The organism is Streptomyces sp. NRRL F-5126 (assembly GCF_000721265.1).
Taxonomy (GTDB): domain Bacteria; phylum Actinomycetota; class Actinomycetes; order Streptomycetales; family Streptomycetaceae; genus Streptomyces.
This window is the reverse complement of sequence record NZ_JOFZ01000014.1, coordinates 102,031-123,166: the sequence shown is the minus strand read 5'-3', so window position 1 is coordinate 123,166 and position 21,136 is coordinate 102,031. Positions and strand designations below refer to the sequence as shown.

The 21,136-nt window shown below is 72.5% G+C and carries 21 protein-coding genes; 16 read left to right on the top strand and 5 right to left on the bottom strand.

Features of this window, described 5'->3' with window-relative positions; genetic code table 11:
• Positions 1-178 precede the first annotated feature (178 nt).
• The 10 genes from IH48_RS0129515 (at position 179) to IH48_RS0129470 (ending at position 9,390) form a co-directional block, all read left to right on the top strand.
• Entirely contained in the window at positions 179-1,189 is a 1,011-nt protein-coding gene (locus IH48_RS0129515; RefSeq protein ID WP_051840844.1) for a GlxA family transcriptional regulator, read from the top strand.
• A 105-nt stretch (positions 1,190-1,294) separates the two neighbouring features.
• On the top strand, positions 1,295-1,933 hold the full coding sequence (locus tag IH48_RS0129510; RefSeq protein WP_030911344.1) for an HD domain-containing protein: 639 nt from the start codon (positions 1,295-1,297) through the stop codon (positions 1,931-1,933).
• A gap of 61 nt (positions 1,934-1,994) precedes the next feature.
• A complete protein-coding gene (locus IH48_RS0129505; protein WP_030911341.1) occupies positions 1,995-2,639 on the top strand; it encodes an HAD family hydrolase in 645 nt (214 codons plus the stop codon).
• Between the two features lie 73 nt (positions 2,640-2,712).
• On the top strand, positions 2,713-3,978 hold the full coding sequence (locus IH48_RS0129500) for an MFS transporter (RefSeq protein ID WP_030911337.1): 1,266 nt from the start codon (positions 2,713-2,715) through the stop codon (positions 3,976-3,978).
• On the top strand, positions 3,938-5,119 hold the full coding sequence (locus IH48_RS0129495) for an acetoin utilization protein AcuC (RefSeq protein ID WP_234434423.1): 1,182 nt from the start codon (positions 3,938-3,940) through the stop codon (positions 5,117-5,119). Before IH48_RS0129500 ends, IH48_RS0129495 begins: the two co-directional genes overlap by 41 nt.
• A 587-nt stretch (positions 5,120-5,706) precedes the next feature.
• Complete coding sequence (locus tag IH48_RS0129490) at positions 5,707-6,522, top strand: phosphatase (RefSeq protein WP_030911331.1); 816 nt, start codon at positions 5,707-5,709, stop codon at positions 6,520-6,522.
• A 127-nt stretch (positions 6,523-6,649) separates the two neighbouring features.
• Positions 6,650-6,862, top strand: a complete 213-nt coding sequence (locus tag IH48_RS0129485; protein WP_030911328.1) for a helix-turn-helix domain-containing protein — start codon at positions 6,650-6,652, stop codon at positions 6,860-6,862.
• 121 nt (positions 6,863-6,983) lie between these two features.
• Complete coding sequence (locus IH48_RS35380) at positions 6,984-7,082, top strand: 30S ribosomal protein bS22 (RefSeq protein ID WP_003948845.1); 99 nt, start codon at positions 6,984-6,986, stop codon at positions 7,080-7,082.
• Positions 7,083-7,211: 129 nt separating this feature from the next.
• A complete protein-coding gene (locus IH48_RS0129475) occupies positions 7,212-8,330 on the top strand; it encodes an NAD-dependent epimerase/dehydratase family protein (RefSeq protein WP_051840841.1) in 1,119 nt (372 codons plus the stop codon).
• A gap of 1 nt (position 8,331) precedes the next feature.
• Positions 8,332-9,390: a lysophospholipid acyltransferase family protein gene (locus IH48_RS0129470; protein WP_030911322.1), complete on the top strand. Its 1,059-nt coding sequence runs from the start codon at positions 8,332-8,334 to the stop codon at positions 9,388-9,390.
• Between the two features lie 25 nt (positions 9,391-9,415).
• On the opposite strand, the gene IH48_RS0129465 is transcribed toward IH48_RS0129470, so the two are convergent.
• Positions 9,416-10,195, bottom strand: coding sequence for an NAD(P)H-dependent oxidoreductase (locus tag IH48_RS0129465; RefSeq protein ID WP_030911319.1), 780 nt, complete (start codon positions 10,193-10,195; stop codon positions 9,416-9,418).
• Positions 10,196-10,350: 155 nt separating this feature from the next.
• On the opposite strand from IH48_RS0129465, the gene IH48_RS0129460 reads away from it, so the two are divergent.
• Complete coding sequence (locus tag IH48_RS0129460; protein WP_051840840.1) at positions 10,351-11,256, top strand: helix-turn-helix transcriptional regulator; 906 nt, start codon at positions 10,351-10,353, stop codon at positions 11,254-11,256.
• On the opposite strand, the gene IH48_RS0129455 is transcribed toward IH48_RS0129460, so the two are convergent.
• The 4 genes from IH48_RS0129455 to IH48_RS0129440 all read right to left on the bottom strand — a co-directional run bounded on the left by IH48_RS0129455 (position 11,214) and on the right by IH48_RS0129440 (position 15,474).
• A complete protein-coding gene (locus IH48_RS0129455; RefSeq protein WP_030911313.1) occupies positions 11,214-11,762 on the bottom strand; it encodes a GNAT family N-acetyltransferase in 549 nt (182 codons plus the stop codon). The genes IH48_RS0129460 and IH48_RS0129455 overlap by 43 nt on opposite strands.
• Before the next feature lie 83 nt (positions 11,763-11,845).
• On the bottom strand, positions 11,846-13,090 hold the full coding sequence (locus IH48_RS0129450) for a DUF5667 domain-containing protein (protein WP_030911310.1): 1,245 nt from the start codon (positions 13,088-13,090) through the stop codon (positions 11,846-11,848).
• Between the two features lie 216 nt (positions 13,091-13,306).
• Complete coding sequence (locus IH48_RS0129445) at positions 13,307-14,146, bottom strand: ECF subfamily RNA polymerase sigma factor, BldN family (RefSeq protein WP_030911307.1); 840 nt, start codon at positions 14,144-14,146, stop codon at positions 13,307-13,309.
• A gap of 359 nt (positions 14,147-14,505) precedes the next feature.
• Positions 14,506-15,474 carry an HAD family hydrolase gene (locus IH48_RS0129440; RefSeq protein WP_030911303.1) on the bottom strand — a complete coding sequence of 323 codons (969 nt, stop codon included), beginning with the start codon at positions 15,472-15,474 and terminating at the stop codon, positions 14,506-14,508.
• 158 nt (positions 15,475-15,632) lie between these two features.
• On the opposite strand from IH48_RS0129440, the gene IH48_RS0129435 reads away from it, so the two are divergent.
• The 5 genes from IH48_RS0129435 to IH48_RS0129415 all read left to right on the top strand — a co-directional run bounded on the left by IH48_RS0129435 (position 15,633) and on the right by IH48_RS0129415 (position 20,988).
• Positions 15,633-15,947: a glutaredoxin family protein gene (locus IH48_RS0129435; RefSeq protein ID WP_030911300.1), complete on the top strand. Its 315-nt coding sequence runs from the start codon at positions 15,633-15,635 to the stop codon at positions 15,945-15,947.
• A 265-nt stretch (positions 15,948-16,212) separates the two neighbouring features.
• Positions 16,213-17,010, top strand: a complete 798-nt coding sequence (locus tag IH48_RS0129430) for a redox-sensing transcriptional repressor Rex (protein WP_030911297.1) — start codon at positions 16,213-16,215, stop codon at positions 17,008-17,010.
• The gene (locus tag IH48_RS0129425) at positions 17,007-18,344 is read left to right on the top strand and encodes a glutamyl-tRNA reductase (RefSeq protein ID WP_030911292.1); all 1,338 of its coding nucleotides are present in this window, start codon (positions 17,007-17,009) and stop codon (positions 18,342-18,344) included. Before IH48_RS0129430 ends, IH48_RS0129425 begins: the two co-directional genes overlap by 4 nt.
• The gene (hemC, locus tag IH48_RS0129420; protein WP_030911289.1) at positions 18,341-19,333 is read left to right on the top strand and encodes a hydroxymethylbilane synthase; all 993 of its coding nucleotides are present in this window, start codon (positions 18,341-18,343) and stop codon (positions 19,331-19,333) included. The genes IH48_RS0129425 and hemC overlap by 4 nt, the downstream gene beginning before the upstream one ends.
• Positions 19,330-20,988: a uroporphyrinogen-III synthase gene (locus IH48_RS0129415; protein WP_030911286.1), complete on the top strand. Its 1,659-nt coding sequence runs from the start codon at positions 19,330-19,332 to the stop codon at positions 20,986-20,988. Before hemC ends, IH48_RS0129415 begins: the two co-directional genes overlap by 4 nt.
• The last annotated feature ends 148 nt before the right edge of the window (positions 20,989-21,136 follow it).

The following is a 21,136-nucleotide window of genomic DNA, read 5'->3' as shown; positions in this document are numbered from 1 at the left end:
CAGGGGGGACCCTGTGGGAGAGTAGGACGCCGCCGAACAATACGTTGCAGGACCGGGGAGGCCCGCACCATCTGGTGCGGGCCTTTTCGCATTTCCCGCTAGGTCGACCCCGACGGGAGGGGCGGCCGACGTGCCCACCCGTGGTCCTTGGCCGGCGACATCCGTGGAGGCGGAAGCCATGACAGCGAGACCTCACAGCGTGGGCATCCTCGTCTTCGACGGCATGAAAATGCTCGATCTCTCCGGTCCGGCGGAGGTCTTCAGCGAGGCCAACCGGTACGGCGCCGACTATCGGTTGAGTATCACGTCGACGGACGGAGCGCCGGTGCTGTCATCCATCGGCATGCGGGTGCCGGCGGACACGGATGCACGGGACGGCGCCGCGTACGACACGCTCGTCGTCGTGGGCGGCGACGCGTTGCCCGGCTCGCCCGTGGATCCCGGTCTCAGCGCGGCGGCGCAGACACTGGCGGGCCGGGCCGGGCGTGTGGCCTCGGTGTGTACCGGTGCCTTCATCCTCGGCGCTGCGGGTCTGCTCAAGGGCAGGCGGGCGACGACACACTGGCAGCACGCCACGGCGCTGGCCCAGCGCTACCCGTCGACACACGTGGAGCCCGACGCGATCTTCGTACGGGATGACAGGACGTACACATCCGCAGGTGTGACAGCGGGCATCGACCTTGCCCTCGCGCTCCTGGAGGAGGACCACGGGCCCGGCCTGGCGCGTGAGGTCGCCCGCTCCCTGGTGGTGTACATGCAACGTGCCGGGGGCCAGTCCCAGTTCTCGGCGTCGCTTCAGGGGCCCGTACCCCGGACTCCGGTGCTGCGGTTGGTGCAGGAAGCGGTGCAGGAGGATCCGGCAGCCGATCACAGTCTGGGGTCCCTGGCCGCGAGGGTGCGGGTCAGCCCGCGGCATCTGACGCGCATGTTCCGGGCCGAGCTGGATACGACGCCGGCGCAGTACGTGCAGCTGATCCGCTTCGACGTGGCCAAGGCCCTGCTGGACGCGGGGCACAACGCCACGGAGGCCGCGGCCGGATCCGGGTTCCCCAGCTACGAGAGTCTGCGCCGCGCCTTCGCGCGTCATCTGGGGCTGTCGCCCCTGAGGTATCAGCAGCGGTTTGCCGCGACCGCGCAGGGTCCCGTCCGCAGGCAGGCCGAAGGCCGGGGAGGACGGCAGGGGCCATGACCGTTTTCGAGGTGGTGTTGGCCATCGGGTAGCGGACGGGGACGGCCCGCCCCGCACAGAGTGGGTGGCACAGGCCAGCACAGAACCCGTCCCGGGAGGACAGCCATGGCAGAGCTGATAGCCGGAGTCGAGATCCCTGACAGCAAGCTCGCGCGGGAGGCCACCGAACTCATGCGCGACACCCTTCCGCCATTGATCTTCGACCACTCCCGCCGGGTCTTCCTCTTCGGCAGCCTCCAGGCCGCCGCGCAGAACATCCGGCCCGACGCCGAGTTGCTGTACGTCGCCGCGCTGTTCCACGACACGGGGCTGGTTCCGCCCTACCGCAGTGACGATCAGCGCTTCGAGATGGACGGTGCCGACCAAGCGCGAGCCTTTCTCGTGTCCCGAGGCACGGCAGAGGCCGATGCGGACACCGTCTGGACCGCCATCGCCCTGCACACCACGCCTGAGGTGCCGTACAAGATGGCACCGGAGATCGCGGCGACGACGGCCGGCGTCGAGACGGACGTACTCGGCCTCAACCTGGCGGCCCTCACACAGGCGGAGATCGAAGCGGTTACTTCCGCGCACCCCCGGCCGGACTTCAAGAGGCGGATCCTCCAGGCGTTCACCGACGGTTTCCGGCACCGTCCGGACACGACCTTCGGCACGGTCAACGCCGATGTACTGGAACACTTCGTGCCCGGTTTCCGGCGTACGGACTTCGTCGACGTCATCGAGAACTCCGCCTGGCCCGAGTGAGCATGCGTGGCGACCGGCCTCGCGCCACCTCGTCGTGTCAGCTGTTCCTAGGATCGGAAGCATGCGCTATGACCTGATCATCTTCGACAACGATGGCGTCCTCGTCGACAGCGAGCCGATCTCGAACACGATCCTCGCCGCCTACCTCACCGAGCTGGGCCACCCCACCTCCTACGAGGACTCGCTGCGTGACTACATGGGCGCTGCCGTGCACCGCGTGCACGATCTGGTCATGGAGCGCACGGGCAAGGCGCTCCCCGCGGACTTCGACGACACCCTGCACGCCCGGGTGTTCGCCGCGTTCGAGCGTGAACTGGTGCCGGTGGCCGGCGTGCCCGAGGTGCTTGAGGGGCTGGAGTCCGAGGGCGTCGCGTACTGCGTCGCCTCGTCGGGCAGCCACGAGCGCATCCGTGTCGGGCACCGCAAGACGGGGCTCGACCGGTGGTTCCGCGACGAGATCGTCTTCAGCGCCCAGGATGTGGGCCGCGGCAAGCCGGCGCCCGATCTGTTCCTGCACGCGGCCGAGCGGATGGGGGTCGACCCGTCGCGTTGCGCCGTGGTCGAGGACAGCCCGCTGGGGCTCGCGGCCGCGCGTGCGGCGGGGATGGACGTGTACGCGTTCACCGCGATGACGCCTGCCGCGCAACTGTCCCCCGCGTCCGGTCACTTCTCGAAGATGTCCGGGCTGCGCGCGCTGCTCGGGTAGCCGTGCGACGGCCGCCTGATCGGGGCCGTGACCGGTCTACCCATCGGTAGCCGTCCGTTCTACGCTTCCCGCCATGACGCAAGCGCGGCTCCGGCACGGTCGGGTCTCCCTCGGTGTGTCCTTCTTCGTCCAGGGAGTCACGTTCGCCCTCCTGGTGACGCGCATCCCCGCGATCCAGGACCGCTACTCCATCTCGGACGGGCTGCTGCCCGTGTTCCTGGCGGCCGTGCCGGTGCTCGCGGGTGTGGGCAGTGTGCTCACGGAGCGCGTGGTGGGGCGCGTGCGTCCCTCAGTGGTGCTGCGGTGGCTGCAACCGGTCGCGCTGCTCGCGCTGCTGGGTGTCGGGGCGGGCAACCGGATGTGGGAGGCCGCCGTGTCGCTGGGGGCGTTCGGGCTGTCGGCCGGCGGGCTGGACGCCTCGATGAACATGCTCGGGGTGAGCCTCCAGCGGGCGTACGGGCGCTCCATCATGCTGGGCTTCCACGCCGCGTACAGCCTCGGCGGGATCGTGGGCGCCTCGCTCGCGTGGGTCGGCGCGCACTGGGACCTGGCGCTGTTCGTCTCGTACCTGCCGGCGGCGGCGGTGCTGCTGCCGGCGGCGCTGATCGGCAGCAGGTGGTACGCGGACGCCGGCGTGGATGCGGGTGCGGCTGCCGACCCGGGCCGGTCCGAACCCGGGGGCTCCGAACCCGGGGGCTCCGAACCCGGGGGCTCCGACGTGGGAGGCTCGCGGGTGGTTTTCCGGATGCTGCTGCCGCTGTGCCTGGTGATGGCCTTCGCGTACATCGGCGACTCGACGGTGTCCAACTGGTCGGCGAAGTACCTCAAGGACACGCTGGGCAGTTCGGCGGAGCTGGCGACCGTCCCGTACAACGCGTACATGGTGACGACGCTGCTCGGGCGCTCGATCGGGGACTTCGGGGTGCGGCGGTTCGGTCCTGTGGCGGTCGTGCGGTTCGGGTCGGTGCTGGCGGCCGCGGGGTTCGCGGTAGTGGCGGTGGCGCCCGGCGCTTGGACGGGGATCCTCGGGTTCACCGTCCTCGGCTTCGGGTTGTGCGTGCTGGTGCCGCAGTGCTTCGCGGCCGCGGGCCGGATGTTCCCCGGTGCGAGCGACGCCGCCGTGGCGCGGCTGAACATCTTCAACTACGTGGGCTTCCTGGTCGGAGCGCCGCTGGTGGGCGCGTTGGGTGACGCGTGGAGCTACCGGGGCGCGTTGCTCGTGCCGATGGTGATGGTTCTGGTGGCGTCGCTGTACGCCCGCTCGTTCGGGCAGCTGCCCGACGGATACGGTGGCGGGCATGACGGGCAAGAGCGGCCGCGCGCTGTTGATGTGGGATGACGCGGTCACGGGTTACAAGTTCGACGACCGGCACCCGATGGATCCGGTGCGGCTCGCGCTGACCATGGGCCTCGTACGGGCGTACGGGCTGGACGCGGCGGTCGACGTGCGCTCGGCGCCCGCCGCGGGTGACTCGACGCTGCGGCTCGTGCACCGGCAGGACTACGTCGACGCGGTGCGCGCGGCGTCGGCCGATCCGGGTTCCGCGGACGGCTCGTACGGGGTCGGGACGATGGACGACCCGGCGTTCGCGGGCATGCACGAGGCGTCGGCGCTGATCGCCGGTCTCTCGGTGGCCGCGGCGGAGGCGGTGTGGCGCGGCGAGCACGCGCACGCGGTGAACTTCACGGGTGGGCTGCATCACGCGATGCCGGGCGAGGCGTCCGGGTTCTGCGTGTACAACGACGCGGCGCTGGCGATCGCGCGGATGCTGGAGCTCGGCGCGGAGCGCGTCGCGTATGTCGACACGGACGTGCATCACGGTGACGGCGTGCAGGCGGCGTTCCGCGAGGACCCGCGGGTGCTGACGATCTCGCTGCACGAGCATCCGCGGACGCTGTTCCCTGGGACCGGGTGGCCGCAGGAGACGGGGTTCGGCGCGGGCGAGGGCAGTGCGGTGAACGTGGCGCTGCCTGCCGGTACGGGCGACGCGGGGTGGTTGCGCGCGTTCCACTCCGTGGTGCCCGAGCTGGTGGCGGATTTCCGTCCGCAGGTCCTGGTCTCGCAGCACGGCGCGGACACGCACTTCGAGGATCCGCTGGCGCACCTGGCGGTGTCGCTCGACGCGCAGCGTGCGGTGCAGGCGGCGTGCCACGACCTGGCGCACGAGCACGCGGAGGACGGCAGGTGGCTGGCGCTGGGCGGCGGCGGGTACGAGGTGGTGGACGTGGTGCCGCGGTCGTGGACGCATCTGGTGGGGATCGCGGCGCACAGGCCGGTGGATCCGGAGTCGGTGCTTCCGGCGTCGTGGCGCGATGAAGTGTACGCGCGGACGCGGCAGTTGGGTCCTGGCCGTATGACGGACGGCAGGACGCCGGCGTGGCAGCCGTGGGAGGCGGGGTACGACCCGGCGGACCGCATCGACCAGGCGATCAGGGCGACGCGCACGTCGGTGTTCCCGCAACGGGGCCTGCTGGCCTAGCCGGCTGCCGGGGCGTCGGGGCGTCGGGGTGTCGGGGTGTCGGGGTGTCGGGGTGTCGGGGTGTCGGGTTGCCAGGGTGCCGGGCTGCCGGGGCGCTGGGTTGGCGGGTTGCCGGGGCGTCGGGGCGCCGGGTTGGCGGGTTGGCGGGTTGCCGGGGTGTCGGGTTGGCGGGTTGCCGGGGTGTCGGGTTGGCGGGTTGGCGGGTTGCCAGGGTGCCGGGTTGCCGGGTGTCGGGGTGCCGGGTGTCGGGGTGTCGGGTTGGCGGGGTGCCGGGTTGCCAGGGTGTCGGGGCGTCGGGGTGTCGGGGCGTCGGGGTGTCGGGTTGCCGGGTGTCGGGGTGGCGGGGTGCCGGGTTGCCGGGTTGCTGGGGTGCCGGCAGTGGGCCGGCCACGGGTGCCGTCCGGCGCTCTCGTTCGTGCGCGGCCCGTCGCATCGGCAGCCCGCTCGATCCGGCGCGGGTCCGGTGGCCGCCGGGGGGCCACAGCGCCGCCGTCGGCGTACCGTTCGTGCGGTCGGGCGTTAGGCCGACCGTGGGGCTTGTGCCCGTATCGCGGACGCCGGTGGCCGCGATACGGGAGCATCGGCGGGTGCTGACTACCGGGGCGCTGCGCGCGCATCTGCTGGCGGCCCGGCTGGCCGGGCCCGTGGCCACGTCGCGGGAGGCGAGCCTGCGGTCGTACCGGATGTTCGCGGCGCGGGATCCGCGTGCGACGCTGGGGCTCGTGCCGCAGCGCGGCTGGCCGGAGCCTGAGCTGCTGCGGCTGATGGCGCGGCGGTGCGGGGTGTCGGCGGATCCGCGCCATGTCGCCGGGCCCGACGTGATCGACCCGCAGCGGACGCTGGAGGCGCTCGACGCGTTCGCGCGGCGGCTCGGGGAGGCCGCGGCTGCTGGGGCGGCCGTGCTGTTCGGGACGGGGCATCCGGACCGGCTGCTGGGTTTCTACGGCGCGCTCGCAGACGCTTTGTCGACGGCTGGATGTGAAGTCCTCATGCCGGCGCAGGGCAGGCGTGTCGACATAGCGACCCGGTTCGGCGTACGCACGTACCGCCTTGAGTATCTGGGAGGCGTGGCGTTGGTGCGTGAAGCGGGAGTGCGGTGCGCCGGGAGTGAGACCGGCGCACACTCCCATTCGCCCCTGCCGGTCCGGGTGGCGCTGGAGGCCGCCGCGGCGGCCGGCGGCCCGCTGCCCGGGCTCGTCGTCGGGGACCACGGGTGGGTGTGCGGCGCAGGTCAGCTCGGTGTCGAGACGCTCGCGGTGGCCGACACGGACGATCCGGCGGTCTTCGTCGGCGAAGCGGAGGGCCGAGTCTCCGTGGCGGTGCCGCTCGACGATGCGGCGTGCGCCGCCTCGTACGGTCCACTCGTGCGTTATGTGCTCAATAGGGCCTGTTTGGCACGGTAATGAGCCGGGGGGTGCTCCTCTTCCCCACTCGTACCACCCGCCCCTACTCTGGTTGTGAGCGCACAGCGACGAAGAGTCACCGGAGGGGAAGCCGGGGGCCGTTGCGTGCGGAAGGTACAGGTGGGTCATGGCTGCTGGCAGCGAGAGGCCTCTCAACGAGGTCAAGTTCCTTACCGTGGCGGAGGTCGCCTCGGTGATGCGAGTGTCGAAGATGACCGTGTACCGGCTGGTGCACAGTGGTCATCTGCCGGCGATCCGGGTGGGCAGGTCCTTCCGGGTCCCGGAGCAAGCGGTTCACGAGTACCTCCGGGAGTCCTACGTGGGGGTGGAAACGGCCTGACGGTACCGCTCGGCGTCCCTCGGATTACGTCCGTCACTCGGCGGCGGGTAGGGTGGCCCTTCGTAGGTCGTGTGGGCCCAGACGCCCCGCACCGAGTGAGAAGAAGTGAGCGAGGGTAGTCGTGGGCTCTGTAATCAAGAAGCGGCGCAAGCGGATGGCCAAGAAGAAGCACCGCAAGCTGCTCAAGCGCACGCGCGTGCAGCGTCGCAACAAGAAGTGAGCGTGTCCCCGCGCGCGACGCGGGGATATTGCCGTGCCGTACGGCACGCTGTTCGCCGTGGCGGCCTTTCCACCGGATAGGTGGAGGGGCCGCCATGTCGTATGTCCGGCGTGAGGAAAGGCGCTTTCCGTGGGCAGAGTGGTGCTCGTCACCGGGGCCTCCCGGCGGCTCGGCGGCCGTCTCGTGCGGCGCCTGATGCGCGATCCCGGCGTGGAGCGGGTGGTCGCGGTGGACGCGGTGGCGCCGGTGCACGCGCTGGGCGGCGCGGAGTTCGTCCGCGCGGACATCCGGCGGCCCGCCATGGCGCGGGTGCTCGCGCAGTACCGCGTCGACACGGTCGTGCACATGGACGTGACGGGCACGGCGCTGGGCGGTGGCAGCCGCGCCTCCGTCAAGGAGAGCAACGTCATCGGCACGATGCAGCTGCTCGGCGCCTGCCAGAAGTCGCCCGGTGTGCGGCGGCTCGTGGTGAAGTCGAGCACCAGCGTGTACGGGTCCGCGCCGCACGACCCGGCCGTGTTCACGGAGGCCACGCCGGTGCGTTCGCTGCCGAGCGGCGGGTTCGCCAAGGACGCCGTCGAGGTCGAGGGGTACGTGCGCGGCTTCGCGCGGCGCCGGCCGGACGTCGCGGTGTCGGTGCTGCGGTTCGCGAACATCGTGGGGCCCGCGGCTGACACCCCGCTCGGCGAGTACTTCTCGCTGCCGGTGCTGCCGACCGTGTTCGGCTACGACCCGCGGCTGCAGTTCGTGCACGAGGACGACGTCATCGACGTACTGCTGCTCGTCGCGGACGAGGAGCGCAGTGGCGCGCGCGGCAGCGGCACGTTCAACGTCGCGGGCGACGGGGTGCTGCTGCTTTCGCAGTGCGCGCGGCGGCTCGGCAGGCCGACGGTGCCGGTGCTGCTGCCCGCGGTGACGTGGCTGGGGTCCGCGCTGCGCACGGCGGGCGTGACGGACTTCGCGCCCGAGCAGATCAGGCTGCTGACGCACGGCAGGGTCGTCAGCACGGCCCGGATGCGCGAGACGCTGGGGTTCTCGCCCGCGTACTCGACGCCTGACGCCTTCGAGGACTTCGCGCGGGGCCGCGGCGAGGGGCTGCTGCCGCCCCGCACGGTGGGCGCGGTGGTGGACCGGCTGTCGTCGGTGGCGGGCAGGGCCGCCGGTCCGGCCGCGAAGCGCCGGGCGGGGTTCGTGGAGTACGACAGCGGTGACGGCGCGGGCGACCGCGCGGGCAAGGAGCGCGACTGACATGGCCGATGCCAAGGTGATCCCGTTCGGCGAGGGGAGCGGGAAGCGCCCGCGCGGGCGGGGCACGGGGCGCCCCGGCGGCCACGGGCGCGAGGACGGCCACGGCCGGGCGGACGGCCACGAGGGCGCGGACGGAAGGGAGCGCCCGCCGCTGCGTCCCGTGCCCGAGCCGGGGGCCTCGGGCCCCGGTGGCGACGGGGGAGCGGAGGCGGGCGGGCACCCCGACTGGGAGCAGCGGATCGCGCGCGGCCTTGCGTTCCTGCGGCGCCGCGTGACGGGCGAGTACGAAGTCGACGACTTCGGCTACGACGAGGAGCTCACCGAGCAGGTCCTGATGTCGCTGATCAGGCCGGTGTACGAGAACTACTTCCGCGTCGAGGTCAAGGGCGTGGAGAACATCCCGTCCGACGGCGGCGCGCTGGTGGTGGCCAACCACTCGGGCACGCTGCCGCTCGACGGGCTGATGATGCAGGTCGCGATCCACGACCACCATCCGGCGCGGCGCCGCCTGCGGCTGCTCGCGGCCGACCTGGTGTTCACGCTGCCGGTCGTCAGCGAGCTGGCGCGCAAGGCGGGCCACACGCTGGCCTGCACGGCGGACGCGGAGGAACTCCTCGGCCGCGGCGAGGTCGTGGGCGTGATGCCGGAGGGCTTCAAGGGGCTCGGCAAGCCGTTCGGCGAGCGGTACAAGCTCCAGCGCTTCGGCAGGGGCGGCTTCGTCTCCACGGCGCTGCGTGCGGGCGTGCCGATCGTGCCGTGCTCGATCGTGGGGGCCGAGGAGATCTACCCGATGCTGGGCAACTCCAAGACGCTTGCGCGGCTGCTGGGGATCCCGTACTTCCCGCTGACGCCGACGTTCCCGTGGCTCGGACCGCTGGGCGCGCTGCCGCTGCCGACGAAGTGGACGATCCAGTTCGGCGAGCCGATCGCGACCGACGGGTACCCGCCGGAGGCGGCGGACGACCCGATGCTGATGTTCGACCTGACGGACCAGGTGCGCGAGCGGATCCAGCACACGCTGTACACGCTGCTGGTTGACCGCAGGTCGGTCTTCTTCTGACGCCGCCCCTGTACCTCGGCGCCGGTCAGGGGCGCACGTGCAGCCCGAACCCCGTGCTGCCCGCGGCCTCGCGGCCCTCCTTCAGCCGCAGCGAGGGGATCTCGTAGTCGCCGAGGTTCTGCGGCCGGAACGCGATCGGCTCGGTCGACTCCAGGGTGAGCAGGCGCTGCTCCCAGGCCTTGGCGATGTCCGGGAAGTCGTCGCCGGTCATCCGGTCGGCTCCGTACACCACGAACGGCGGCAGCACCTCGATGCCCGGGTAGTAGAGGATGCCGTGCTGGATCGGGAACAGCAGGTCGTCGATGGGGCCGTTGATGCCGCGGGCGGCGTAGTGCGGCTCAGGGCCGCCGGTCGTCACCGACAGCAGGGCCCTTCTGCCCGCGAGGGTGCCCTCGCCGTAGCGCTCGCCGTACTTGGTGTCGCTGTGCTCGCCGACGCCGTACGCGAAGCGGTACGTGAACACCCGGTCCACCCAGCCCTTGAGGATCGCGGGCATCGAGTACCACCACAGCGGGAACTGGAGGATGAGCGTGTCGGCCCACAGCAGCTTCTCCTGCTCGGCGCGGACGTCCGGGGTGAGCGTCCCGGCGGCGAAGGCCCGGCCCGAGTCCGCGGCGACCTTCAGCGGGGTCGAGGCGTCGCAGCCGTAGTCCGCCGCGTCCACGGCGGCCTTCCAGCCCATCGCGTACAGGTCGCTGACCCGCACCTCGTGGCCTGCGGCCGCCAGCGTCGACACCGCGAGGTCCTTGAGCGAGCCGTTGAGGGACGCGGGCTCCGGGTGGGCGTGGACGATGAGCGTCTTCACGGGGACTCCTCGGGATCGGTGGCTCTCGACATCGGGTGCCTTCGATCCTGCGCGCCGCGGCGGCTCGCGTTCAGGGGCGCTCGTACCGTCGGACGGGACTTCCTGGTATCGGCAGGGTCACCTTCGTGTGCGTCGCCGTGCCCATACTGGGGTGCATGGACGATCTCGCCGCCGGCACGGACGATCTCGCGGGCTTCCTCAGGACCCGGCGTGCCCGGGTCGATCCGGCGGACGTGGGCGTCGCCACCGACAGCCGCCGGCGGGTCGCGGGGCTGCGCCGCGAAGAGGTCGCGCACCTCTCGGGGGTGAGCGTCGACTATTACGTGCGCCTTGAGCAGGGCCGGGCGACCCAGCCGTCCGAGCAGGTACTCGACGCGCTCGCCCGCGTCCTCGGCCTCGACGAGACCGAGCGCGGGCACTTGTGCCGGCTCGCCCAGCGCCGCCGCTCCCCGAAGGTGCCGGGCGGGAGGGTACGGCCCGAGCTGCTGCGCGTCCTCGACCTCGTCGCCGGCACGCCCGCGTTGATCATGGACCACCGCCTGGACGTGCTCGCGGGGAACCGCCTCGCCGGGCTCCTGCACGGCCGGCCGATCCCGGGCCTGAACACGGCCAGGCACATCTTCCTCGAGGAGGCCGCGCAGGGCCTGTACGCGGACTGGGAGAAGTGCACGCTCGACGTGGTCGGGCACCTTCGCCTGGCCGCCGGCAAGTACCCGGAGGATCCGCGGCTCGCCTCGCTCATCGGCGAACTGGCGATGGGCAGCGAGCGTTTCCGCCGCCTGTGGGCGCGGGCGGATGTGCGGGCCCGTACGCACGGGCGCAAGACGTACCTGCACCCGCTGGTCGGGCTCCTTGAACTGCACCAGGAGAACTTCGCGCTGCCGGACGAGTCGGGCATGGAGCTGCTGGTGCTGTCCGCGGCCCCCGGCAGTCCCACCGAGGACGGGCTGCGCCTGCTCGCGAGCCTGGGCGACGACGCTGGGGACGGCGAGGACGTACGGCCGGCGGACGCGCGTGGTCAGGCGGACGGAGCGGGCGGCGTCCACACGCCGAGCCACTGATCGGCGTCGTAGGCGCGGAAGCGCTCCACCTCGGTGAAGCCGAGGGTCGCCGCGAGCCGCATCGAGCGTTCGTTGGCGGTCTGGGTGCGCAGCGCGACCGGCCGGCCGGGGCGCTCGGCGGCGAACCAGGCGAGTGCCGCGGTGCACGCCTCGGTGCCGTAGCCGCGTCCCCAGGCGTGCGGCAGGAGCAGGTAGCCGAGTTCGGCCTCCGCGACGTCCGGGCAGGTGTGCTCCTTGCCCTCCGCCTCGAACCTGACGAGCTGGACCATGCCGATCATCCGCGCGTCGCGTTCGATCACGAAGAGCCCGGGGCGCCGCCGTACCTCTCCGGGCAGCGTGCGTTCGAGTTCGCCGCGTGGGCGTGGGCCGCCGAGGTAGGTGTGCACCTCGGGCGAGGCGAGCAGGTCGATGAAGGCCGGGGTGTCGCGGTCCTCCCGTTCGCGCAGCACGAGCCGTTCGGTTCTCAGCGGGGCGGGCGGCCAGGCGACGGAGCCGAGTTCGGTCATGGCGGGCAACCTACCGCGCCCCATGCGCGAGGGTGGCGGCTCCCGTGCTCGGGAGCCGCCACCCTCGCCTGCGGATCGTGCCGCTACTGGTCCGCGTCGTGCTCGTCGATGCCGAGTCCGGGCAGGAGCCCGGGCAGCAGCGGCGGGATCGTCACGTCGGGCCCGGGGGCGCCCGGCGCGTCGTCCTGCGGCGGCGCGGACGGGTCCGTCGCCCCCTGGGACGGCGGGGCGACGAGGCCGCCGGCGGCGCCGCCGAGCAGGCCGTCCTTCTGGGACGAGCCCGCGGAGCCGTTCGAGCCCGACGGGGACGGCGTGCCGTGGCCGTCGGTGCCGCTGTGGCCATTGCTCTCGCCCGAGCTCGGGGTGGCGGACGAGGGCTTGCGGTGCTTGCCGGTGCCCGGCGAGCCGGTGGCGGCGGAGTCGCCCGTCCCGTCGGCGCCGGGCCGCTGCCGTACGGGCCGCGGCAGCTTGGACTTGAGCGGCGCGACATCCTCGTCTATGGCGACGAAGACCGAGTCGACCTGGTCGCCGACGTCGGTGAGCTGTACGGGCAGCCGCCCGCGCAGCCCCTCCCACGCCTGGCGGTGCGCGGCGGCGAACGACGACAGGGTGGCCATGGGCGCCAGCGAGCCGTTCTTCTCGTACGCGGCGTGCAGCAGCCGGTGGCCCTCGGATGCGTCGTTCTTCATCCCGGTCAGGGTGCGGCGGATCTCCGCGAGCGACTCGTGGTCGAGGGAGCCGCCGCGGCCCCGCTCCATGAGTCTTCGCGCCTCCGAGAGCCGGGTGGAGGCATGGTCGAGGTACAGGCCGCCGCGCGCGGAGTCGTTGTCCGCCAGGTCGAGCCTGATGTCCTCCATGCCGCGCTTGAGCCCGTACAGCGAATCACCGGGCAGTGCGTCGGAGCTGGCAGCGGCGACTCCGCTGAAGGCGCCCGCCGCGACACCGACCGTGAGGCCGCCCGCGGCGAGACTCTTCGACCAGCGGGACCTCGGCCGCAGCCGCCCGAGGGGTGACGCCCGGTGCGCGCCCCTCGGTGTCCGCTGCTCCGGCACCGTAGGGTCCGCTCCCAGGCCGGCCGCGCCCTCCTGGACCATGGCCTGCATGGCGGCCACGAGCTGGGCCCGCTGCACCACCTTGACCTCCGGGTCCAGCGCCGGCTTCGGCACGGCCCCGAGGCCGTTCGCCAGGCCCAACAACCGCCCCTGCCCGGCCGGTTCTGCCGGGTCGGCGGACTCGGCCCGCGGCGTCGTCGAGCCGCGGCCTGTCCTGTCTTCCAGGGCCTGGGCGAAGGCGTTCGCCCGCCGGTGTGCCGAGACGTTCGCGATCACTGGCGGCACCTCCTCTCGTCATGACGGTCGACTCCCCTGGGGGTCCGGGTCGGGATCGCCCCCCGTCCGCGGGGGCCACAGGGAGCCTGCATCCCGCACAACGAGCGGCCCGGCACTTGGGTTACGCGCGGGAATCTCCCGAATCGGAGCGTCGATGGGTCATCAACGGAGCGTGATGAAACGGGCGTTGGGAACTGCTCGCCGGGCGGCCCCGGCTCAGCGCGCGTCGTCGGGCAGCAGCCGGGCGAGCGTCCGCACGGCGCGGTACTGGAGGGTCTTGATCGCTCCCTCGTTCTTGCCCATGACGCGGGCGGTCTCGGCGACCGAGAGGCCCTGGAGGAAGCGGAGCGTCACGCACTCCTGCTGCTGCGGGTTGAGCCTGCGCACGGCTTCGAGGAGGGCCGCGTTGGAGAGGGACTCGAGGACGGAGTCCTCGGGACTGCGCTCGACCTCGTTGGCGTCCAGCATCTCGCCCGTGGTCACTTCGAGCCGGAACCTGCTGGACTTGAAGTGGTCGGCGACCAGGTTGCGCGCGATCGTGACCAGCCACGCGCCGAAGTCGCGGCCCTGCCAGGTGAACGTGGAGATCCGGCGCAGGGCGCGCAGGAACGTCTCGCTCGTGAGGTCCTCGGCGGTGGCCCGCCCGCCGACCCGGTAGTAGATGTACCGGTAGACGGTGTCGCTGTACTGGTCGTAGAGCCGGCCGAAGGCCTCGGCCTCGCCGGCCTGGGCGCGCTCGACCAGCTCCATCATGCGGCCGCTGTCGCTGTCGGCGGTCGGCCGGCGCGCGGTGGCCGTGGCGGTGCCGGACGCGCTGCGGGCGCGGCCGCTTCGTCTGCCGACCGCGGCGCCGCCGCTCGCGAGGGCATAGCAAGGTCCGGCAGGGCCGCTCACGGCAGGGGCCGGGACGGCCGATGCGGCGAAACCGGTGGGGACGGCGGAAACGGCAATAGCGGGGACGGCGTACGCGGTGGGGACAAGACCGCGCAAATGGTCGAGGACCGTTGCGCGCAGCGTAGCCAGGCCCGAGGCGTCAACCCCGACGTGTGGGTACACGGGACTCCCAGAGGCAGAGCTTCCATCACGTGCAGTGCGGGACCTTTCACTCATCGTGGCGATGCGCGGGGTCCGTTATGCGTCTGAGGAGAATAACGCTTCGTACAGGGCGTGCTACACCCAGTTGCTAAATTCACCGGTTAGGTCGCTTCGGTGACGGCTCCCCGATGGTTCCGATAGCGGATGGTGACCGGTTACTGATCGGATTGCGCCAAGATCTGATCGCTATGGCGGTGACGTGGGCGTCGGCGGGCTTCGGTAATCGGACAGAGCGCCGGTATTCGCACGGGCGGTGTGACTCGCGGCACATTCCTCGGGGTGGTGACGCACCCCGGGCGTTGCGCGGTTCCGGCGGGCGGTCAGCGCCTGCGGCGGTGCAGCGCGACGGCGGCGGCCGTGCCGCCCGCGAGCGCGCCCACGCCGGCGGCCGCCGGGATGCCCACGCGCGCGGCCTTGCGGCCCGTGCGGTAGTCGCGCAGCCGCCAGCCGCGCTCGCGCGCGTGCTTGCGCAGCTTCGCGTCGGGGTTGATCGCGTGCGGGTGCCCGACGAGGGAGAGCATCGGGATGTCGTTGTGCGAGTCGCTGTACGCGGCGCAGCGCGCGAGGTCGAGTCCCTCGGCCGCGGCGAGCGCGCGGACGGCCTCCGCCTTCGCGGGCCCGTGCAGCGGTTCCCCGACGAGCCTGCCGGTGTAGACGCCGCCGACCGACTCGGCGACGGTGCCGAGCGCGCCGGTCAGGCCGAGCCTGCGCGCGATGATCGTCGCGGTCTCCACGGGCGCGGCCGTCACGAGCCAGACGCGCTGGCCGGCGTCGAGGTGGGCCTGGGCGAGCGCGCGCGTGCCGGGCCAGATGCGGTCGGCCATGTACTCGTCGTAGATCTCGTCGCTGATGGCTCTCAGCTCGGCCACGCGGTGGCCCTTGACGATGGACAGCGCGGAGTCCCGCACGTCCTGCATGTGGTCGGGGTCCTCGACGCCCGCGAGCCTGAACCACGCCTGCTGCCAGGCGAACCTGGCCAGCTCGCGCCGCTGGAAGAACTTTCGCTTGTACAGGCCCTTGCTGAGGTGGAAGATCGCGGCGCCCTGCATCACGGTGTTGTCGAGGTCGAAGAACGCGGCGGCGCGTACGTCCCCGAACACCGGGAAGTCGGGGACCCGTTCCTCCGGGGCCTCCGCGAGTGTCCCCGGGGGTTCCTTGAGTGTCTCCGGCTCCGCGAGCGCGACGTCGGCGGTCGACTTGCGTGCTGCCTCCGCCGCGGCCTCGCCCGCCAGGACGCTCCTGGCTGTGGCGGAGCGCCTGCGCGGAGTGAGCCATCCCCATGCGGCCATGTGGTGAGCATAGCCAGTCCGTTCCGCTCTCCCGTCGCGAAGGGACGCCCGGGAGGTGAACACCCGCTGTCCGATGTGTTCATCAGCACATATGGAGAACGCGGGCCGGCTGTGGACAACCGGCGGGCCGCGGCCCCGCGCAGGCGGAGAATGGCGTCATGACTCCTCTGATGCGGCGCAGAAAGAAGGACGGCGAGGGTGCGGGGGCGGCGCCCGCCGCGGCGGGCGCGCGCGTGCGCACGGTGACGCTGCTGTCCAAACCGGGCTGCCATCTGTGCGATGACGCACGTGCGGTGGTGGAGCGGGTGTGCGCGCAGACGGGCGCGAGGTGGGAGGAGAAGGACATCAATGAGGACGAGGCGCTGCGCGAGGCCCACTGGGAGCAGATCCCCGTGGTGTTCGTCGACGGCGAGCAGCACACGTTCTGGCGGGTCGACGAAGCGCGGCTGCGCCGTGAGCTGGCCGGGTCCTGAGTGCGGGGCGCGGCCGGTCCCGGACCCCGGCGCGAGGCTTCCCGGACGCGGGGCGCGGGCGGACGCGCGGCTCGGCCGGGGGCAATGGCCTGACCTCGTTGGTGGTTCCATCGCGAGGCGATCAATGCGCGTGACCCCGGTCACTTTGGTCGGACAAAACGGACACCATCTTTGTGCACGCGTTCACAAAGACATAGCCTGCATTCGACGGGGCGGCCACCCAACGCACGACCGCCTGCAACCCCGCTCATCCCGCAGGAGCACCGTGGCAACTGGCCGAACGCACCGACCGGCGACGCGCAGCCGTGGCATTCCCGAGGCCACCGTCGCCAGGCTCCCGTTGTACCTGCGGGCCCTGACCGGACTCTCCGAGCGCTCGGTGCCGACGGTCTCCTCCGAGGAGCTCGCGACGGCCGCCGGGGTCAACTCCGCGAAGCTCCGCAAGGACTTCTCCTACCTCGGCTCCTACGGCACGCGCGGCGTCGGCTACGACGTCGAGTACCTCGTCTACCAGATCTCCCGCGAGCTCGGCCTCACCCAGGACTGGCCCGTCGTCATCGTCGGTATCGGCAACCTCGGCGCTGCGCTCGCCAACTACGGCGGGTTCGCCTCGCGCGGGTTCCGGGTCGCCGCGCTGATAGACGCCGACCCGGCCATGGCGGGCAAGCCCGTCGCGGGCATCCCGGTGCGCCACTCCGACCAGTTGGAGGAGATCATCCGGGACAACGGGGTCTCCATCGGCGTCATCGCCACGCCCGCCGGCGCCGCCCAGCAGGTGTGCGACCGGCTCGTGGCCGCCGGGGTGACGTCCATCCTCAACTTCGCGCCGACCGTCCTTTCCGTGCCCGACGGCGTGGACGTGCGCAAGGTCGACCTCTCCATCGAGCTCCAGATCCTCGCCTTCCACGAGCAGCGCAAGGCCGGCGAGGACGTGCGGGACGTGGCCGCGCCGCCACCGACCACGGTCGCGCAGGACGGCGCATCGTCAAGTCCCGCGGGCGACGGTGCGCGCACCGACCGCGAGGGTCCCGACGGCGAGCTGCCGGCGGTGATGCCGGCATGAGCCTCCTCGTCGTGGGACTGAGCCACCGCAGCGCCCCCGTCAGCGTCCTGGAGCGCGCGTCGCTCCCGGCGGACGCCCAGGTCAAGCTGTTGCAGGACAGCCTGGCCGCGGAGCCCGCCGCCGAGGCCGCCGTCCTCGCCACCTGCAACCGCATAGAGCTGTACGCGGACGTCGACAAGTTCCACGCGGGCGTCGCCGAGCTGTCCATGCTCCTCGCCAGGCACAGCGGCGTCGGGCTCGACGAGCTCACCCCCCACCTCTACGTGCACTACGAGGACAGGGCCGTACACCACTTGCTGTCGGTTGCCTGCGGCCTCGATTCCATGGTCGTGGGCGAGGGGCAGATCCTCGGCCAGATCAAGGACGCCCTCGCGCTCGGCCAGGACCTGCACACCGCGGGACGCCTGCTCAACGACCTGTTCCAGCAGGCGCTCAGGGTCGGCAAGCGCGCCCACAGCGAGACGGGCATCGACCGCGCGGGCCAGTCGCTCGTCACCTTCGGGCTCGAACAGCTCGCGGGCGCCGACGGGGTCTACGCGTGGGCCAGGGGCAAGCGCGCCCTCGTCGTCGGCGCCGGGTCCATGTCGTCGCTCGCCGCCGCCACCCTCGCCAGGGCGGGCGTCGCCGAGATCGTCGTCGCGAACCGCACGGCCGCCAGGGCCGACCGGCTCGTGGAGATCCTCCAGCAGCCAGGCGGCACCGGCGTGCACGCACGCGCCGTCGAGATGGCCGCCGTCGAGCGCGAGCTCGCGGCCGCCGACATCGCCGTGTCCTGCACCGGCGCCACCGGCCTCGTCCTGACCGGCGACGCCGTGCGCGCCGCCGCGGCCGCGCGGTCGGACGCCGCCAGGCTCTTCCTGCTCGACCTCGCCATGCCGCGCGACATCGACGCGGTGGCCCACCGCGTCGACGGCGTCACGTTCGCCGACATCGAGACGCTCGCCGAGGCGTCCGCCGACGCGCCCATGGCCGCCGACGTCGACCGGGTGCGCGCGATCGTCTCCGAGGAGGTCGCCGCGTTCGGTGCCGCCCAGCGCGCCGCCCACATCACGCCGACGGTCGTCGCGCTGCGCGCCATGGCCGCCGACGTCGTCAGCAGCGAGATCGCCCGCCTCGACAGCAGGCTGCCTGGCCTCGACGACAAGGAGCGCGCCGAGATCACGTACACGGTGCGGCGCGTCGTCGACAAGCTGCTCCACGCGCCGACCGTGCGCGTCAAGCAGCTCGCGGCCGAGCCCGGCGGCGCCGGGTACGCGGACGCGCTGCGCGAGCTGTTCGACCTGGACCCGCAGACGGTCGCCGCCGTCAGCCGCGCCGACAGAGGCCGGGCATGACGACGACACCCACCGCTCACGCATCCGAGGGCGCCGCCCGTCCGCTGAGACTCGGCACCCGGCGCAGCGCGCTCGCCAAGGCACAGTCCCAACGGGTCGCCGACGCCGTCGCCGCACACGCGGGCCGCCCCGTCGAGCTCGTCGAGATCACCACGTACGGCGACAGGAACCGCGCGCACCTCGCGCAGATCGGCGGCACCGGTGTCTTCGTCACCGCCCTGCGTGACGCGCTGCTGCGCGGCGACATCGACTTCGCGGTGCACTCCCTCAAGGACCTGCCGACGGCGCAGCCCGAGGAGCTGGTCATCGCCGCCGTGCCACGCCGCGAGGACCCGCGTGACGTGCTCGTCGCGCGCGACGGGCTCACGTTCGACGCCCTGCCCGACGGCGCCCGCGTCGGCACGGGCTCCGCGCGCAGGTCCGCACAGCTCCACGCCCACGCGCGCGGCATCGGCCGCGCCATAAGGATCGTGCCGGTCCGCGGCAACATCGACACCCGGATCGGCTACGTCCGCGGGGGAGAGCTCGACGCCGTCGTGCTCGCCGCCGCGGGCCTGAACCGCCTCGGCAGGAGCGGCGAGGTCACCGACGTACTGTCGGCCGGCACCGTCCTGCCCGCCCCCGCCCAGGGGGCGCTCGCTGTAGAGTGCGCCGCGGTCAACGTAGACCTCGCCGCCTTGCTCGCCGAGCTCGACGACCCGGGCACCCGGGTCGCCGTGACCGCCGAGCGGTCCCTGCTCGCCGCCCTGGAGGCCGGCTGCAGCGCTCCCGTGGGAGCACTCGCCGACCTGCTGGCCGACGGGCAGATTGTCAACGAAATGCGCCTGCGTGGCGTCGTCGGCACCGCCGACGGCTCGACGCTCGTGCAGCTGTCCACCACCGGTCCCGTACCCGTGTCGCACCAGGACGCCATCGCGCTCGGCCGCGAACTCGCCTCCGAGATGCTTGCCAAAGGTGCGGCCGGTCTTATGGGGGAGCGAGCACTTTGAGCCCCACCACGACTGACCTTCCGGCCTACTCCGCATCGGGGTACGTCACCTTCCTCGGTGCCGGACCCGGAGACCCGGGCTTGCTGACTCTGCGCGCCGTCGAGGCGCTTGCGGGGGCGGACGTACTGATCGCCGAGCCCGAGGTGCTCGACGTCGTACGCACCCATGCCCGCGCCGGTGTGAGCACGCCCGCACTGACGGTTGTTGATGACGCGTCAACAGCCGCCGGTATCCCCGCGATCAGGGATGCCGCCAATCTTGTCATGGAGGCCGCGCGGGGCGGCAAGCGGGTCGTCCGTGCCGTCCCCGGCGACCCGGGGCTCGACGGTGACGCGGGCCGCGAGATGCTGGCCTGCGCCTCCGCGGGCATCCGCTTCGAGGTCGTGCCCGGTATCGCCGCCGCGGTCGGCGTCCCCGCCTACGCGGGCGTTCCGCTTCGGGACGCGCACGGCGCGGACGTACGGTTCGTCGACGCGCGCACCGCGAGCGAGCGGTGCTGGACGGAGGTCGGCGCGAGCGACGCGACGGCCGTCGTCTCCACCACGCTCGACACGGTCGCGGCCGCCGCGGGCGAGCTCGTCGCGGCGGGCCGCAAGCCCGACACCCCCATGACCGTCACGATCGCCGGCACGACGACGCGCCAGCGCACCTGGACGGCGACGCTCGGCACCATAGCGGTGACGCTCAAGCAGGCGAAGGCGCTGCCGTCGCCCGAGGGCCACCAGCCGGCGATAGCCGTCGTGGGCGAGCGCAGCGCCGCCGCCCAGCGTGATCAGCTCGCGTGGTTCGAGTCCAAGCCGCTGTTCGGCTGGAAGGTGCTCGTGCCGCGCACGAAGGAGCAGGCGGCCTCGCTGTCCGACCAGCTCAGGTCGTACGGCGCGGTGCCGCACGAGGTGCCGACGATCGCGGTGGAGCCGCCGCGCACGCCGCAGCAGATGGAGCGCGCGGTCAAGGGCCTGGTGACGGGCCGCTACGAGTGGATCGCCTTCACGTCCGTCAACGCCGTCAAGGCGGTGCGGGAGAAGTTCGAGGAGTACGGGCTCGACGCGCGCGCGTTCGCGGGCATAAAGGTCGCGGCGGTCGGCGAGGCCACGGCCGCGTCGCTGATCGACTTCGGCGTCAAGCCGGACCTGGTGCCGAGCGGCGAGCAGTCGGCCGCGGGGCTGCTGGAGGACTGGCCGCCGTACGACCCGGTCTTCGACCCGATCGACCGCGTCTTCCTGCCGCGCGCCGACATCGCCACGGAGACGCTCGTCGCCGGGCTGATCGAGCTGGGCTGGGAGGTCGACGACGTCACCGCGTACCGGACGGTGCGCGCGTCGCCGCCGCCGGCCGAGACCCGCGAGGCGATCAAGGGCGGCGGGTTCGACGCGGTGCTGTTCACGTCGTCCTCGACGGTGCGCAACCTCGTCGGCATCGCGGGCAAGCCGCACAACGTCACGGTGATCGCCTGTATCGGCCCCGCCACGGCGAAGACGGCGGAGGAGCACGGCCTGCGGGTCGACGTCATGTCCCCCGAGCCGTCGGTGCACAGACTGGCGGAGGCGCTGGCCGCGTTCGGTGCTGCCCGCCGCACGGCCGCGCTGGAGGCGGGCGACCCGGTCACCCGCCCGAGCGAGCGCCGCCCCGGCGCGCGCAGGCGGCGCACGACCTGACGACTGCCGCACACCGCTGAGGCCCCCGGGGAACCGCCCCGGGGGCCTCAGTCGTGCGTGGAGACGGTGAAGGCGAGGGAGCTTCGCTCTCCTCGCCACTCTCAACGTATAGCGCACCCCTGGGCTTGTGGCAAGACCCCCGTAATAC

Bases quoted from the DNA above. Each gene is read 5' to 3' on its own strand.
- IH48_RS0129515 (WP_051840844.1), top strand. From the start codon at position 179: ATGACAGCGAGACCTCACAGCGTGGGCATCCTCGTCTTCGACGGCATG.
- IH48_RS0129485 (WP_030911328.1), top strand. From the start codon at position 6,650: ATGGCTGCTGGCAGCGAGAGGCCTCTCAACGAGGTCAAGTTCCTTACC.
- IH48_RS0129505 (WP_030911341.1), top strand. From the start codon at position 1,995: ATGCGCTATGACCTGATCATCTTCGACAACGATGGCGTCCTCGTCGAC.
- IH48_RS0129500 (WP_030911337.1), top strand. From the start codon at position 2,713: ATGACGCAAGCGCGGCTCCGGCACGGTCGGGTCTCCCTCGGTGTGTCC.
- IH48_RS0129455 (WP_030911313.1), bottom strand. From the start codon at position 11,762: ATGACCGAACTCGGCTCCGTCGCCTGGCCGCCCGCCCCGCTGAGAACC.
- IH48_RS0129425 (WP_030911292.1), top strand. From the start codon at position 17,007: ATGAGCCTCCTCGTCGTGGGACTGAGCCACCGCAGCGCCCCCGTCAGC.
- IH48_RS0129460 (WP_051840840.1), top strand. From the start codon at position 10,351: ATGGACGATCTCGCCGCCGGCACGGACGATCTCGCGGGCTTCCTCAGG.
- IH48_RS0129470 (WP_030911322.1), top strand. From the start codon at position 8,332: ATGGCCGATGCCAAGGTGATCCCGTTCGGCGAGGGGAGCGGGAAGCGC.
- hemC (WP_030911289.1), top strand. From the start codon at position 18,341: ATGACGACGACACCCACCGCTCACGCATCCGAGGGCGCCGCCCGTCCG.
- IH48_RS0129440 (WP_030911303.1), bottom strand. From the start codon at position 15,474: ATGGCCGCATGGGGATGGCTCACTCCGCGCAGGCGCTCCGCCACAGCC.
- IH48_RS0129495 (WP_234434423.1), top strand. From the start codon at position 3,938: ATGACGGGCAAGAGCGGCCGCGCGCTGTTGATGTGGGATGACGCGGTC.
- IH48_RS0129435 (WP_030911300.1), top strand. From the start codon at position 15,633: ATGACTCCTCTGATGCGGCGCAGAAAGAAGGACGGCGAGGGTGCGGGG.
- IH48_RS0129510 (WP_030911344.1), top strand. From the start codon at position 1,295: ATGGCAGAGCTGATAGCCGGAGTCGAGATCCCTGACAGCAAGCTCGCG.